Below are 14468 nucleotides of genomic sequence, written 5' to 3'. Positions count from 1 at the left end.
CGCTGCCCCCGGAGGAGAGCCGTGCGCTCACCTTCGGGGGCTCACCGCGCGTCGGTACCCAGGTGCGCGACAATGAACATATGGAAATGCCGAGGAACGAACAGTCGCAAGAGAGCAACCCGCAAGTCCTCGTGGTGGGCCAGGACGGGATGGCGCTCGGCGGCGGTCACGGGGACAACGAGCCGCGCGAGATCCCGGTGACGGAGATGGTCGAACAGCCCGCGAAGGTCATGCGTATCGGCAGCATGATCAAGCAGCTGCTGGAGGAGGTGCGGGCGGCGCCGCTGGACGAGGCGAGCCGGGTACGGCTCAAGGAGATCCACGCCGGTTCGGTGAAGGAACTGGAGGACGGGCTCGCCCCCGAACTCGTCGAGGAGCTGGAACGCCTCTCCCTCCCCTTCACCGACGAGGCCATCCCGTCGGAGGCCGAACTGCGCATCGCGCAGGCGCAGTTGGTGGGCTGGCTGGAGGGTTTGTTCCACGGGATCCAGACCGCCCTGTTCGCCCAGCAGATGGCGGCGCGGGCGCAGTTGGAGCAGATGCGCAGGGCGCTGCCGCCGGGTGCGTCGGGCGGCGACGAGGACGGCGACGACCCGGGCGCCCACGGCGCGATCCGCTCGGGCCCGTATCTCTGACGGTCGGTCGGTGAAGGGACTCTGACGGTCGTTCTCGGGGGCCGTTTTCCGCTGATCGCCGGACGTGCGCCTGGTGCCGCCCGTCCGGTGATCGCGGGCCTTCCTACGGTCTTGCGGACCTACCGGCCTGCCGACCTCACGGGCCTGCCGACCTCACGGGCTCACGGGCGCGTCAGCAGGATCTTGCCGACGTGGTCGCTGGCCTCCAGCGCGCGGTGCGCCTCGGACGCCTCCGACAGCGGGAAGGTGGCGTGGACGACCGGCCGCACCTGGCCGGTGGCGATGAGCGGCCAGACGTGTTCGCGTACGGCCGCGACGATGGACGCCTTCTCGCCGAGCGGACGGCCCCGGAGCGAGGTGGCCGTGATCGCGGCGCGCTTGCCCAGCAGGGCGGACAGATTGAGTTCGCCCTTCACCCCGCCCTGGAGTCCGATCACCGCGAGTCGCCCGTTGACGGCCAGCGCCTTCACGTTCCGGTCGAGGTACTTCGCGCCGACGATGTCGAGGATGACGTCCGCGCCGGCCCCGTCGGTGGCCTTCTTGAGTTCCGCCACGAAATCCTGTTCGCGGTAGTCGATCAGGATGTCCGCGCCCAACTCGGCGCAGCGCGCCAGCTTCTCGGGCCCGCCCGCCGTGACCGCGACGCGCGCGCCCACGGACTTCGCGAGCTGGATGGCCATCGTGCCGATGCCACTCGCGCCGCCGTGCGCCAACAGCGTCTCGCCCGGCCGCAGATGGGCGATCATGAAGACGTTCGACCAGACCGTGCAGGTCACTTCGGGAAGCGCGGCGGCCGTCACCAGGTCCACACCCTCGGGTACGGGGAGCAACTGGCCCACGGGGACGGCGACCTTCTCCGCGTAACCGCCGCCCGAGAGCAGGGCGCACACCTCGTCGCCGACCGACCAGCCCGATTCCTCGGTGCCGGGGCCGAGCGCGGCGACCCGGCCCGCGCACTCCAGACCGGGGTACGGGGACGAGCCTGGCGGAGGGTCGTAGAAGCCCTGGCGTTGCAGCAGATCGGCGCGATTGACCGCGCTCGCGACGACATCGACGAGGATTTCACCCTCGGCCGGTACGGGGTCGGGCACGTCGGCCCAGACGAGCGACTCGGGGCCACCGGGTTCCGGAATCGTGATCGCATACATGCCCGGGAGGCTACCCCCGGGGCCGCACCGCAGTACGGGCCGAGGGGTCCGGGACGCTTCGGGCTGGGGGCTCGGGCGAGGACGCCGGGCTCCGGCGCGGGGCGCGGGCTCGGGGCTCCGGCGCGGGGCGCGGGCTCGGGCGGGGGCAGCGGGCTCCGGCGCGGGGCAGGGCGGGGCTGCGCGCGGCGGGCCGACCGCCAGGGCGGGGCCGGAACCAAGCCGGGGCCGGAACCAGGGCGGGACCGGGACCAGGCCGGGACCAGGGCGGGGCCCGGCCCCCGCAGCCCGGCCGCAGCCCGGCGGCCGGGCCCTCCCCGTACTCCTCAGTCCGTCCTGTTCTGGTCCGACGGCGGGTCCGCCCGCACGATCGTGATCAGCCGGTCGGTGAGCTGGAGCGGGCTGGCCGCAGGGTCGTCGTACCCCAGCAGCCGGTGCCCGCGCAGGACGCTGACCACCAGGTCGTCCGTCTCCCGTACGTTCCGCCCCACCTCGGCCTTTATCACCGGCCGTTCGATGAGGTCGAGGCCGCTGCCCTGCTGGATCAGGTCCTCCATCACCGTGCCCGCGACCGGACTGAGCACCGAGAGCCCGAGCAGCCGGCCGGCCGCGCTGGCGCTGGTGATCACGGCGTCCGCGCCGGACTGGCGCAGCAGCGGCGCGTTCTCCTCCTCACGCACGGCAGCCACGATCTTCGCCCCCCGGTTGAGCTGGCGCGCGGTCAGCGCGACCAGCACCGCCGTGTCGTCGCGCTGCGTCGCGATCACGATCTGCCGGGCCCGCTGAAGTTCGGCCCGCAACAGCACATCGCTCCGGGTGGCGTCGCCGATGACCCCGGCGAAACCGTCCGCGTTGGCCGCCTCGATCACCTTCGCACTCGGGTCGACGATGACGATCTGGTCCTTGCTGAGCCCGGTGGCGCAGAGGGTCTGCATCGCCGACCGGCCCTTGGTGCCGAATCCGACGATGACGGTGTGGTCACGCAAGTTGGTCCTCCAGCGGTTCAGCCGCCACTCCTCCCGGGTGCGCTCCGTGAGGACCTCAAGAGTGGTGCCGACCAGGATGATCAGAAAGAGCACGCGCAGCGGCGTGACCAGCACGACATTGATGAGCCGGGCCGCGTCGCTGTACGGAACGATGTCGCCGTAACCCGTGGTGGAGAGGGTGACGGTGGCGTAGTAGACGGAGTCGAGGAAGTCGACCGAGTCGTCGGAGTTGTCGTGGTAGCCGGTGCGGTCGATCCAGACGATGAAAACTGTCGTCGCGAGCACGCCGAGCGCCATCAGCAGCCGCTTGCTGACCTGTCGCAGCGGCTGTTCCACTATCCGTCGGGGCAGTTTCACCCGGCTGGTGACCAGGTGCTCATCGGCATGACGCGCCATCGCGTCGTGGCCGGGAAGTTTCACGTGAAACACCCGTCTTCAGGGGGAGCGGTGGCGTCGGCCATGACCGCCCAGGGCAGATCGAGGACTTCCAGCTCGTCCCCCGGTCGCGCGCCGCCGGGTGGCACGACCGCGAGTCCGTCGGCGACGGCGATCCCGCGCAGCATGGCGGGCCCGTTGTAGCGCAGCGGTACGAGCCGGTCGTCGCGGTGGACGAAGGGGACGAGCCGGGTGTCGTGGGGATGTCCGTGCAACTCTTCCCGTACGGGCGCGACATACGCCGCCCCCGGGGCCCGTCCGCTGAGCGCCCGTAGCAGCGGTTCCGCGAGCGTCAGCAGTCCGGACACGGCGGCGAGCGGATTGCCCGGCAGGCCCACCAGATGACGGCCGTCGGCGAGCCCGGCCAGCAGCATGGGGTGGCCGGGGCGTACGGCGACCCCGTCCACGAGCAGGTCGGCGCCCGCCCTCGCGAGCACGGGGTGGACATGGTCGACGGGCCCGGCGGCCGTACCGCCCGTGGTGAGGACCAGATCGGCCTCGGATTCGGTGACCGCTTGGTACAGGGCGCGCTCGTTGTCGGCGACCCGGCGGGTGTCGATCACCTCGGCGCCGAGCGCGCGCAGCCAGGGCGCGAGCATCGGGCCGAGCGCGTCACGGATGAGGCCGTCGCGGGGCAGTCCCCGGACGAGCAGTTCGTCGCCGAGTACCAGCACGTCGACGGTGGGACGGCGGGCGACGAGGAGGGCGTCGTAACCGGCGGCGGCGGCCAGACCGAGCACCGCCGGGGTCACCACGGCGCCGGCGGGCAGGAGTTGCTCGCCCGAGCGGCACTCCTGGGCACGGGGGCGGATGTCCTGGCCCTGGACCACCTGACGTTCGGCGTGGAGATGGCCGGTGGGGTCCGTGCGGGCGTGCTCGCTGCGGATCACGGCGGTGGCGTCGGGCGGGACACGGGCGCCGGTCGCGATCCGTACGGCGGTGCCGTCGGGGAGCGGGGTGGTGGCGGTGTGCCCGGCGAGGATGCCGTCGGAGGCGTGCGCCGCCGCCTCCTGGGGGCGTACCGACCAGGGGCCGGGGCCGGACACCGCCCAGCCGTCCATCGCGGAGGTGTCGAACGACGGCAGATCGGTGAGCGCGGCCAGGGGCGCGGCGAGGACCTGCCCGAGGGCCTGGGCGAGAGGGACGCTGGTGGTACGGGAGGGGTGGGCGGGGTCGCCGGTGCGCCGGCCGGGGGCGTTCGCGGCCGAGCGGCCGGAGCGGGCGGCGATCGTACGGGCCTCGGCCCAGGACACCGCGCGGTCCCGACGCGCGGCGGCGGTGGGCCGGGCGGACGTGGCGGCGGGTCCCGGGGACGGGGTTGCGGGTCCTCGGCCCGCGCCGGGCTCGGAGTCCCGTCGGCCCCGACCGGCCGACCGGTCCCACTGGTCCCGGTGATCCCACGGACCCGGGTCATCAGGTCGGTCCCGCCCGTCCCGCCGGTCCCGGTCGTCCGGCCCGTCCCGCTCCTCCGGATGCCTGGCGAACAGGGCGAGGACATCTTCGACCCCGTCGGCCTCGCGGTCCTGGGCCGTCATCCGGCGTCGGCCCCCTCGGCGGTACCGCTGCCACCGTCATCCGTGGCGCGATTCGCTCCGTTGCCGCTGCGGTCGGTGCCGCCCGCGCCCGGTCCGCTGCCGCCGCTGCCCGTACGGCCGTTCTCCGTTTGGCCGTTCTCCTCCTCGTCGGCCCAGCGCAGGGCCAGCGCCGTTGCCTTGCGGGTCGCCTCGGCCACCGCCTCGGGACCGCCGCCCCCGGCCGCCACGCGCCCCGCCGCGTACCCGACCAGGAAGGTCGTCAGGGGTGCGGCGGGCCGGGCGACACCGTGCGCGGCGTCGCGGGCGAGATCGAGGAGGACGTTGATGTCGACGTCGAGTTCGAAGCCGAGTTCGTCCTTGACAGCGGTGATCCATTCGTCCAGCACGGTTCCATGCTCCCTGATACGTGCCCGCGCCGTGAAAACGTCCTCCCAGGTGTCGCAGTCGAAGGATGCGAGCGGGTCGGTGTCCGTGGCGACAGGGGTGAGGTGAAGTTCCTGCGTCAGAAGTCGTAACGGCAGCCCCGCGAGACTGCCGTACTCGGTGGCGAGCAGGGCGATCTCCCGGCGCAGCGGCTCCGTACGGTAAGCGGCCACCAGGGGCTGATCGCGGCCGTCCGCGTCGGTGAGCAGCGCGCCCTCGCGCTCGACGTCCGCCGCGAGGGCCGCCAGGAGCCGGTCGGTCGTCGCGCGCGTCAGGAACGGCAGATCGGCTGAGAGTACGAGGACGGTGTCCGCCCGGACCTGGCGTACCCCGGCGTCGAGCGCGGGGACCGGCCCGCCGCCGGGCGGCTCCTCGCGGGCCCAGTGCACGGGCCGGACCGTGGGCCGCCGCCCGCCCACGACGACCGTGCGCGCTGCGCCGCCGCAGGCGCCGAGCACCCGGTCGAGCAGCGTCCGCCCGCCGACGCCGACGGCGGGTTTGTCGGCGCCGCCGAGGCGCTTGGCGGCGCCCCCGGCGAGCACGATGGCGTCATGGACGGTCACGGTCATGGCTGAAGTATGGTCCGCGATCGCGGGTCCGACGCACCCGATGGGCGACCGTGACGGCGAACCGCGCGGGTCCGGCCGTGGCACCGGTCCGGCCGCCGGGTCCCCGGCCGGACCCGAGACGGGACTCCGGCCCGACCCGAGGGGGGTTCCGGGGGCCTCGCGGCCGCGTCCCCGACCTCTCCCCCGCAGAGGACTCCTCGCCCCTCCTACAAGGTGCGCAGCAGCACCGCCGGTTGTTCCACGCAGTCCGCCACGTACCGGAGGAAGCCGCCCGCCGTGCCGCCGTCGCACACCCGGTGGTCGAAGGTGAGGGAGAGCTGGACGACCTTGCGTACGGCCAACTCGCCCTGGTGGACCCACGGTTTCGCGACGATACGGCCGATGCCGAGCATCGCGGCCTCGGGGTGGTTGATGATCGGCGTGGAGCCGTCGACGCCGAACACGCCGTAGTTGTTCAGCGTGAACGTGCCGCCGGTCAGGTCCCCGGGGGTGAGCGTCCCGGCCCTGCCCGCCTCCGTCAGCCGCGCGAACTCCGCGCTCAGCGACTCCGCCGAACGGTCCTGCGCGTCCCGTACGACCGGAACGACCAGCCCGCGCTCGGTCTGGGCGGCGAAGCCGAGGTGGACGTCGCGCAGCCGGACGATCTCCCTGGCCTCCGTGTCCACCGTGGAGTTCAGCTCCGGGAACCGGGCGAGCGCGGCCGTGCAGATCCGTGCCAGCAGGGCGATGAGGGATATCTTCGGCCCGCCGGCGGCGTTGGCGGCGGCCCTGGCCGCCAGCAGTTCGGTCGCGTCCGCGTCGACCCAGCAGGTCGCCTCCGGGATCTCGCGCCGGCTGCGGCTGAGCTTGTCGGCGACCGCGCCCCGGACACCGCGCAGCGGTACGCGCTCGACGACCGCCGCCGACCTGGACGCACCGGACGACGCACCGGGCACGGGAGTGGGAACGGGCGAGGACGACGTCTGTACGGAGCTTTCCAACCGCTCGATGGCCTGCTCGACGTCACCGCGCAGGATCAGCCCCTCGGGGCCCGATCCGGCGAGCGCCCGGAGGTCAAGCCCGTTCTGCCGGGCCAGCCGCCGCACCAGGGGTGAGATGACCGGGACGGGCCCGGACCGCTCGGGAACGGCCACCGGCTCCGGTGCCGCCACCGGGGCAACGGCGACCGGGGCGGCGGGCGTGACCGGGGCGGCGGGCACAGTGGTGACCGTCACCGGCCGGACCCGGCGACGGCGCGCGGCCGGCGCGGCCGTGCCGTATCCCACCAGCACGTTCCCCGACGACTCGGCGGATTCGTCCGCCCCGGCAGTGGCCGTCCCGTCGCCCGAACCCGCGCCGTCGGCTCCCGCACCGGCCCGCGCCGGCTCCGACGCCCCGACCGCCACCGTCAACAGCGGTGCGCCGACCGGCAGTTCGGTGCCTTCCTCGCCGTACCGCGCGGTGACCACACCCCCGTAGGGGCACGGCACCTCGACCATCGCCTTGGCCGTCTCGACCTCCACGACGGGCTGGTCGATCGCCACGACATCGCCGACCGCCACCAGCCAGCGGACGATCTCGGCCTCGGTCAGCCCCTCGCCGAGATCCGGCAGCTTGAATTCGAGCACCTGGGCCATCAGCTGTCCGCCTCCCACTGAAGCCGCGCGACCGCGTCGAGCACCCGGTCCACACCCGGCAGATGGTGCTGCTCCAGCATCGGCGGCGGATACGGGATGTCGAATCCCGCGACCCGCAGCACCGGAGCCTCCAGATGGTGGAAGCACCGCTCGGTGATCCGGGCGGCGATCTCCCCGCCCGGCCCGCCGAAGCCCTGGGACTCGTGGACGACCACCGCGCGGCCGGTCCTCCGTACGGAGGCGACCACCGTCTCGTCGTCGAACGGCACCAGCGAGCGCAGGTCCACCACTTCCAGGTCCCAGCCCTCCGCGCGCGCCGCCTCGGCCGCCTCCAGACAGACCGTGAGGGAGGGCCCGTACGTGACGAGCGTGGCGCTGCGTCCCGGACGCCGCACCACGGCCCGGCCTATCGGCTCCACCGTGGCGGGCGCCCCGGGCGACCACTGCGACTTCGACCAGTACAGCCGCTTGGGCTCCAGGAAGACCACCGGGTCGTCGGAGGCGATGGACGCCCGCAGCAGCCCGTACGCGTCCTCGACGGTCGCGGGGGTGACCACATGGAGGCCCGGCGTCGCCATGTAGTACGCCTCGGAGGAGTCGCTGTGGTGCTCGACCCCGCCGATCCCGCCTCCGTAAGGAATGCGGATGGTGATCGGCAGCGGCAGCGCGCCGCGCGTGCGGTTGCGCGTCTTGGCGACATGGCTGGCCAGCTGCTCGAACGCCGGGTAGGCGAAGGCGTCGAACTGCATCTCCACGACGGGCCGCAGCCCGTACATGGCCATGCCGACGGCCGCGCCGAGAATGCCCGCCTCGGCCAGCGGTGTGTCGGTGCAGCGGTCGTCGCCGAACTCGGCGGCGAGTCCGTCGGTCACCCGGAAGACTCCGCCGAGCGTGCCGACGTCCTCACCGAGGATGTGCACGGTCGGGTCCTCGGCCATCGCGTCACGCATCGCTTGCCGCAACGCCTGCGCCATGGTCGCGGGCTTCGCCGCCTTGGCGGACCCGGCCGCCCTGGGGGCCACGGTGGTCATCGGGTCCCGCCCTGTCCCGGCGCGTCGTCGGCCGGCTCGGCCGACGCGTCCAGTTCGGCCCGCAACAGGGCTGCCTGCTCCCGCAGTTGCGAGGTCTGCTCCGCGTACACATGGGCGAAGAGGTCCATGGGGTCGAGCTCCGGGTCGGCGTTCATCCGGTCGCGCAGCCGCGCGGCCATCGCGTCGGCGTCGTCCGCCGCCTTGCTGATCCCGTCCCGGTCGAGCATGCCGCGCTCCGTCAGCTCGTGCTCCAGCAGCCGGACCGGGTCGTGGGCGCGCCACGCCTCGACCTCGCCGTCACCCCGGTAGCGCGTCGCGTCGTCCGCGTTCGTGTGGGCGTCCAGGCGGTAGGTCACGGCCTCGACGAGGGTCGGGCCCCCGCCGCTCCGGGCCCGTCGCACGGCCTCGGAGAGCACCGCGTGCATCGCGGGCGCGTCGTTCCCGTCGACCAGCCTGCCCGGCATGCCGTAACCGACGGCCTTGTGGGCCAGCGACGGGGCGGCGGTCTGCTTGGCGAGCGGGACGGAGATGGCGAAGCCGTTGTTCTGTACGAGGAAGACCACGGGCGCCTGCCACACGGCGGCGAAGTTCAGCGCCTCGTGGAAGTCGCCCTCGCTGGTGCCGCCGTCGCCGACCATGGCGAGCGCGACCACGTCGTCGCCCTTGAGGCGCGCGGCGTGCGCCAGCCCCACGGCGTGCGGGAGCTGGGTGGCCAGCGGGGTCGAGAGCGGCGCGATGCGGTGCTCGCGGGGGTCGTAGCCGGTGTGCCAGTCGCCGCGCAGCAGCGTGAGGGCCTGGACGGGGTCCAGACCGCGCGCCACGACGGCGAGGGTGTCGCGGTAGCTGGGGAAGAGCCAGTCCCGCTCCTGGAGCACCAGGGCGGCGGCGACCTCGCAGGCTTCCTGGCCGGTGCTCGACGGGTAGACGGCCAGCCGGCCCTGCTTGGTGAGGGCGGTGGCCTGCGCGTTGAAGCGACGGCCGCGGACCAGTTCCGCGTACAGCCGGCGCAGCAGCTCGGGGTCGACGTCCCCGGCCGCTTCCGTACCCAGTACGCGGTACGGCTCGCGGTCGGGAAGCAACGGGGCGGGGTCCGTGCGGGGCTGCCACACCGGGGGCGGGGTGGTCCGGTGGACGACGGCACCCGGGGGTTCCTGGACCGTCGTGCTGCTCTTCTTCAACGCGTGCACCTCCTTCGGGGCGGGCGTGGGCGGCGCGGGGGTGTGGTCCGCCTCACCTACCGATTGTTCGGTTGCCGCGCCAATTTGGCTACTGGCGGCCTCAGCCTGTGGACAAACGGTTCTGCACAGCCTGTGATGGACACAGGGTGTCCAGGAACGGAGAGGTGGGGCCCATGGCGGCTGAACAAATGGCCGGGGAGTGGGGAACGGGCGGGCAGGAGCCGCCACCCCGGCCGCTGGACGCGATCGACCGCGACATCCTGCGCATCCTCCAGGCGGACGGCCGCGCCTCGGTGCGCTCCGTGGCCGAGCGGGTCCATGTGTCGCGCGCCAACGCGTACGCCCGGATCAACCGGCTCGTCGAGGACCGCGTCATCCGGGGTTTCGGTGCTCGGATCAACCATGAACGGGCAGGTCAGGGCGCCTCCGCGTACATCACCCTGAAGATCGTGCAGAACTCGTGGCGGACCGTCCGCGAGCAGCTCCAGGAGCTGCCGGGAGCCACCCACATCGCCCTGGTCAGCGGCGATTTCGATGTGCTGCTGCTGGTCCACGCCCCGGACAACCGCACGCTGCGCGAACTGGTGCTGACCCGGCTCCAGTCGATCCCCGAGGTGCTGTCCACCCGCACGCTGCTGGTCTTCGAGGAGACCGACCTCGACCAGAACGCCCCGCCCGCGCCCTGACGGCACCGGGACAGGCGGGACGGAGCGGACGGGACGGACGGGACGGACGGGACGGACGGGACGGACGGGACGGGGCCCGGAACCGGACGGAGCCGTTCCGCACCGCCGCCGAATCCCGCAGCCGGTTACGCCGGTCCGGTACGCAGCCCGTCGAAGGCCATCCGTACGACCGCCTCGGCCACCTGGTGGCTGTCGTAGCCGCCGGCCCCCTGCGGCCGGTACCACTCCACCAGCGAGTTGACCATGCCGAACAGCAGCCTCGTCGCCAGCCGGGTGTCCATGTCCGCGCGAAGGTCGCCGTCGCTGGCCGCCGCCTTGAGCAGGTCGGCGACCCGCTGGTCGAACTCCCGCCGCCGCTCCATGGCCCAGCGCTCGGTCCGGGTGTTGCCCCGCACCCGCAGCAGCAGCGTCACGTAGGGCAGCTCGGCCATCAGGACCTCGACGGTCCGGCGCGTCACGTACTCGACCTGCTCGATCGCCCGGCCGCGCCCGGCGCCCGGCTCGTCCAGGATTCCGAAGAGGCCGTCCGTGGCCCGGCTGACCGCCCGGCGCAGCAGCTCCTCCTTGCCGGTCACATGGTGGTAGATCGAGGACTTGGAGATCCCGGCGGCCTTCGACAGATGCTCCATCGACGTGCCGTCGTAACCGCGTTCGTTGAAGACGGCGACGGCGACGGTCAGCAGCGTCTCGGGCGTGTACGTGTCGCGCTTGGGAGTCGTCATGCGCCCGCCCCTTCCCGTACGGCCTCGGCGGCGGCAAGGCGGCGCAGGGCCCGTGAGGCGGCGTACCGGCCCGTCGGGTACTCCTCGTGCAGCCGCTCCAGCAGCCGCAGGATCCGGCCCGCCCCCAGCTCCGTGCCCCAGTCGAGCGGCCCGCGCGGGTAGTTCACGCCGAGCCGCATGGCGGTGTCGATGTCCTCGGCGGACGCGACGCCCCGCGCCTCGGCGTCCAGCGCGAAGTCCACGAGCATGGCGACCGTACGCGCCACGATCATGCCGGGGACGTCGGCGATCACACTGACCCGCTTGCCGAGCGCCTGGAAGAGGCCGACGGCCGTACGGAGCGACTCGTCGGGCACCGAGGCGGACGCCGCCAGGGCCGTCCTGGTCGCGGTGCGGAAGTCCAGCGCGAGGTCGAAGTGGATCAGAGGCTCGCCGGAGCTGTCGGCGGCGGCGCCGTCCGTGAGGGACAGCGCGGTGCCGCAGGGCAGTTCGAGCCGGCCGGGGAGTCCGGGGGGCGCGTCCTCTTTACGTATGAGCTCGATCCCGGCCTCCTCGATCAGTTCGAGGAGCGTCGCCGCCCCGGCCGGCTCGCCCCGGACGACGACGGACGACGGCGGGTCGGCGGGCGGCGCGGTGTGCGGTACGGGCGCGGGGGCGCCGTCCTCGTACGAGAACCAGCCGCGCCCCGACTTGCGGCCGAGCCGGCCCGACTCCACGAGGCGCCGCTGGGCCAGCGAGGGCGTGAACCGGGCGTCCTGGAAGAAGGACTCCCACACGGACCGGGTGACCGCCTCGTTGACGTCCTGGCCGATCAGGTCGGTCAGTTCGAAGGGGCCCATCCGGAAGCCGCCGGACTCGCGCAGGACGGCGTCGATGGTCGCCGGGTCGGCGGCCCGCTCCTCGTGGACCCGCAGCGCCTCGGCGTAGAAGGGACGGGCGACGCGGTTGACGACGAAGCCGGGGGTGTCGGCGCAGCGGACCGGTGTCTTGCCCCAGGCCGCGGCCGTCTCCCGGGCGCGGGTGGCCGCCGGCTCGTCGGTGGCGTGGCCGCTGACGACCTCGACCAGCGGCATGAGCGGCGCGGGGTTGAAGAAGTGCAGGCCGACGACACGGCCGGGGTGGCGCAGGGGACCGGCGACGGCCGTGACGGAGAGGGAGGAGGTGTTGGTGGCGAGCACGCAGTCCTCGCCGACGATGTCCTCCAGCGCCGCGAACAGCTCCTGTTTGACGGTCAGTCGCTCCAGGACGGCTTCGACGACGAGCGCGGCGTCCGCGAGGTCGGTCAGTTCGGCGGCGGGGAGCAGCCGGGCCTTGGCGCTGTCGCGGGCACCGGCGTCCAGCCGGCCCTTCTCGGTCAGCCGGTCCAGCCGGGCGCCGACGGCGCGGGCCGCTTCGAGGGCGCGGCCGGGCAGGGCGTCGTAGAGGCGCACGGGGTGGCCGGCGACGAGAGCCACCTGGGCGATGCCCTGCCCCATCGTGCCGGTGCCGACCACCGCGACGACGCGGGAGCGCTCGATTGCTGTCATGGACCCGATCCTCCTGTATGAGCTTCCGCCGCGGTACGGGAGCCTCCCCCGGAGGCCGGTCCGGCATGGTGTTCAGCCGGATCCGACCGGAACAAGACCGTTCACCGGACGGGACAGGCCGGGTTTTCCACAGCCCCCTTGTCCCGACCGATCGTTCGGTTACTCTAACTCTGTCCGTCGCTCGTGTCCCGCAGTCGTACATGTCCCCCGTCCCGCCCAGCTCGACGAGGAGTTGGTCCGTCATGGCCGCCCAGCTCAGCCCCCAGCAGCTCACCGAGAAGCACCGGCCCACGCTCGACCGGGCCCTCGACGCGATTGGTACGCGCGCCTACTGGTCGCCCCATCCCGAGCACCCGAAGGCGTACGGCGAGAGCGCGCCCGCCGACGGCCTGGCCGCGTTCCAGGCCCTGCGCGACACCCGTTTCGACCTGGACCAGCCGGGCACCGACGGCTGGACGGGCGGCGAGACCTCGCCCTACGGCCCCGAGCTGGGCGTCGAGTATCCGCACGCCGATCCGGACGTCCTGCTGCCCGCCATGCGCGCGGGCATGGGCGCCTGGCGCGCGGCGGGTCCGGAGACGCGCGCCCTGGTGAGCCTGGAGATCCTGGCGCGGATCAGCGCCCGTACCCACGAGTTCGCCCACGCCGTGATGCACACCAGCGGCCAGGCGTTCATGATGGCGTTCCAGGCGGGCGGCCCGCACGCGCAGGACCGCGGCCTGGAGGCGGTGGCGTACGCGTACCGAGAGCAGACCCGTACGCCCGCCGACGCCGACTGGTCCAAGCCGCAGGGCAAGCGCGCTCCCCTGGAGCTGCGGAAGTCCTTCACCACGGCGCCGCGCGGCATTTCGCTGCTGATCGGCTGCAACACCTTCCCGACGTGGAACGGCTATCCGGGCCTGTTCGCCTCGCTGGCCACCGGCAACCCGGTCCTCGTCAAGCCGCACCCGCGCGCGGTGCTGCCCCTCGCGCTCACGGTGCGGGTGGCCCGCGAGGTCCTGGCCGAGGCCGGTTTCGACCCGAACCTGGTCGCGCTGGCCGCCGAGCGCCCCGGCGAGGGCATCGCCAAGACCCTGGCCGTGCGGCCCGAGATCAAGATCATCGACTACACGGGTTCCACCGCCTTCGGCGACTGGCTTGAGGTCAACGCCCGCCAGGCGCAGGTCTACACGGAGAAGGCCGGCGTCAACACGGTCGTCGTGGACTCCACCGACAACTACCGGGGCATGCTCGCCAACCTGGCGTTCTCCCTCTCGCTGTACAGCGGCCAGATGTGCACCACCCCGCAGAATCTCCTGATCCCGCGCGACGGCATCACGACGGACGCGGGCCCGAAGTCGTTCGACGAGGTCGTGGCCGACCTGGCCGCCTCCGTGAGCGGTCTGCTCGGCGACGACGCGCGCGCCAACGGCCTGCTCGGCGCCCTGGTCAACCCGGATGTGAGGGCGAGGCTGGACGGCGCCGCCGCGCTGGGCGAGGTGGCCCTCGCCTCCCGCGAGATCGCCCACCCGGACTTCCCGGACGCGGTGGTCCGCACCCCCGTGATCGTCACGTCCGACGGCTCGCGCAAGCAGTGGGACGCGGCGGAGGGGGCGAACGGCTCCGAGGCGCCGTATCTCAGCGAGTGCTTCGGCCCGGTCTCGTTCGCGGTCGCCGTGGACTCCACCGAGGAGGCGCTGGAGCTGCTGCGCCGCACGGTGCGGGACAAGGGCGCGATGACGGTCGGGGCGTACACGACGTCGGCCGAGACGGAGCGGGCCGTCGAGGACGTCTGTCTGGAGGAGCTGGCGCAGCTGTCGCTGAACCTGACGGGCGGCGTCTATGTGAACCAGACCGCGGCGTTCTCCGACTTCCACGGCTCCGGCGGCAACCCGGCGGCGAACGCGGCGCTGTGCGACGCGGCGTTCGTGGCCAACCGCTTCCGTACGGTGGAGGTCCGCCGCCAGGCGTGACACCGGCTCCCGGGCCCGGCCGCCCGGCC

Annotated in this window: 12 protein-coding genes; 3 read left to right on the top strand and 9 right to left on the bottom strand. The window is 73.2% G+C overall.

Annotation, left to right across the window (positions count from 1 at the left end; genetic code table 11):
* Window positions 1–80: 80 nt before the first annotated feature.
* Entirely contained in the window at window positions 81–635 is a 555-nt protein-coding gene (locus OG875_RS15885; protein ID WP_330174890.1) for a bacterial proteasome activator family protein, read from the top strand.
* 161 nt (window positions 636–796) lie between these two features.
* Here the strand turns inward: OG875_RS15885 and OG875_RS15880 are convergent, their stop codons facing one another.
* The 7 genes from OG875_RS15880 to pdhA all read right to left on the bottom strand — a co-directional run bounded on the left by OG875_RS15880 (window position 797) and on the right by pdhA (window position 9553).
* A complete protein-coding gene (locus OG875_RS15880; protein WP_330174889.1) occupies window positions 797–1783 on the bottom strand; it encodes an NAD(P)H-quinone oxidoreductase in 987 nt (328 codons plus the stop codon).
* A gap of 323 nt (window positions 1784–2106) precedes the next feature.
* The gene (locus OG875_RS15875; RefSeq protein WP_330177759.1) at window positions 2107–3162 is read right to left on the bottom strand and encodes a potassium channel family protein; all 1056 of its coding nucleotides are present in this window, start codon (window positions 3160–3162) and stop codon (window positions 2107–2109) included.
* A 20-nt stretch (window positions 3163–3182) separates the two neighbouring features.
* Window positions 3183–4736, bottom strand: a complete 1554-nt coding sequence (locus tag OG875_RS15870) for a molybdopterin molybdotransferase MoeA (RefSeq protein WP_330174888.1) — start codon at window positions 4734–4736, stop codon at window positions 3183–3185.
* On the bottom strand, window positions 4733–5722 hold the full coding sequence (locus tag OG875_RS15865; RefSeq protein ID WP_443079263.1) for a DUF6457 domain-containing protein: 990 nt from the start codon (window positions 5720–5722) through the stop codon (window positions 4733–4735). Before OG875_RS15865 ends, OG875_RS15870 begins: the two co-directional genes overlap by 4 nt.
* 212 nt (window positions 5723–5934) lie before the next feature.
* Complete coding sequence (locus OG875_RS15860) at window positions 5935–7344, bottom strand: dihydrolipoamide acetyltransferase family protein (protein ID WP_330174886.1); 1410 nt, start codon at window positions 7342–7344, stop codon at window positions 5935–5937.
* Complete coding sequence (locus OG875_RS15855) at window positions 7344–8375, bottom strand: alpha-ketoacid dehydrogenase subunit beta (protein WP_330174885.1); 1032 nt, start codon at window positions 8373–8375, stop codon at window positions 7344–7346. Before OG875_RS15855 ends, OG875_RS15860 begins: the two co-directional genes overlap by 1 nt.
* On the bottom strand, window positions 8372–9553 hold the full coding sequence (pdhA, locus tag OG875_RS15850) for a pyruvate dehydrogenase (acetyl-transferring) E1 component subunit alpha (RefSeq protein WP_330174884.1): 1182 nt from the start codon (window positions 9551–9553) through the stop codon (window positions 8372–8374). Before pdhA ends, OG875_RS15855 begins: the two co-directional genes overlap by 4 nt.
* 173 nt (window positions 9554–9726) lie before the next feature.
* Between pdhA and OG875_RS15845 the strand changes: the two genes are divergently transcribed.
* Complete coding sequence (locus tag OG875_RS15845; RefSeq protein WP_330174883.1) at window positions 9727–10239, top strand: Lrp/AsnC family transcriptional regulator; 513 nt, start codon at window positions 9727–9729, stop codon at window positions 10237–10239.
* 125 nt (window positions 10240–10364) lie between these two features.
* Here OG875_RS15845 and OG875_RS15840 read toward each other — a convergent pair whose 3' ends face one another.
* Both OG875_RS15840 and OG875_RS15835 read right to left on the bottom strand, forming a co-directional pair.
* Window positions 10365–10961 (bottom strand): TetR/AcrR family transcriptional regulator, encoded by a 597-nt coding sequence (locus OG875_RS15840; RefSeq protein WP_330174882.1) that lies wholly within the window; start codon window positions 10959–10961, stop codon window positions 10365–10367.
* Window positions 10958–12487, bottom strand: coding sequence for a 3-hydroxyacyl-CoA dehydrogenase (locus tag OG875_RS15835; protein ID WP_330174881.1), 1530 nt, complete (start codon window positions 12485–12487; stop codon window positions 10958–10960). Before OG875_RS15835 ends, OG875_RS15840 begins: the two co-directional genes overlap by 4 nt.
* A gap of 242 nt (window positions 12488–12729) precedes the next feature.
* Between OG875_RS15835 and paaN the strand changes: the two genes are divergently transcribed.
* Window positions 12730–14439, top strand: coding sequence for a phenylacetic acid degradation protein PaaN (gene paaN, locus OG875_RS15830; protein ID WP_330174880.1), 1710 nt, complete (start codon window positions 12730–12732; stop codon window positions 14437–14439).
* Window positions 14440–14468: the final 29 nt, after the last annotated feature.

The sequence above is a fragment of the Streptomyces sp. NBC_01498 genome, assembly GCF_036327775.1.
GTDB lineage: Bacteria > Actinomycetota > Actinomycetes > Streptomycetales > Streptomycetaceae > Streptomyces.
Note: the sequence above shows the minus strand (reverse complement) of the source record. Positions and strands in the feature narration are given on the sequence as shown.

Excerpts from the sequence above, each read along its gene's own strand:
- OG875_RS15885 (WP_330174890.1), top strand. The coding sequence starts at position 81 with ATGGAAATGCCGAGGAACGAACAGTCGCAAGAGAGCAACCCGCAAGTC.
- OG875_RS15880 (WP_330174889.1), bottom strand. The coding sequence starts at position 1,783 with ATGTATGCGATCACGATTCCGGAACCCGGTGGCCCCGAGTCGCTCGTC.
- OG875_RS15875 (WP_330177759.1), bottom strand. The coding sequence starts at position 3,162 with ATGGCGCGTCATGCCGATGAGCACCTGGTCACCAGCCGGGTGAAACTG.
- OG875_RS15870 (WP_330174888.1), bottom strand. The coding sequence starts at position 4,736 with ATGACGGCCCAGGACCGCGAGGCCGACGGGGTCGAAGATGTCCTCGCC.
- OG875_RS15860 (WP_330174886.1), bottom strand. The coding sequence starts at position 7,344 with ATGGCCCAGGTGCTCGAATTCAAGCTGCCGGATCTCGGCGAGGGGCTG.
- OG875_RS15855 (WP_330174885.1), bottom strand. The coding sequence starts at position 8,375 with ATGACCACCGTGGCCCCCAGGGCGGCCGGGTCCGCCAAGGCGGCGAAG.
- OG875_RS15845 (WP_330174883.1), top strand. The coding sequence starts at position 9,727 with ATGGCGGCTGAACAAATGGCCGGGGAGTGGGGAACGGGCGGGCAGGAG.
- OG875_RS15840 (WP_330174882.1), bottom strand. The coding sequence starts at position 10,961 with ATGACGACTCCCAAGCGCGACACGTACACGCCCGAGACGCTGCTGACC.
- OG875_RS15835 (WP_330174881.1), bottom strand. The coding sequence starts at position 12,487 with ATGACAGCAATCGAGCGCTCCCGCGTCGTCGCGGTGGTCGGCACCGGC.
- paaN (WP_330174880.1), top strand. The coding sequence starts at position 12,730 with ATGGCCGCCCAGCTCAGCCCCCAGCAGCTCACCGAGAAGCACCGGCCC.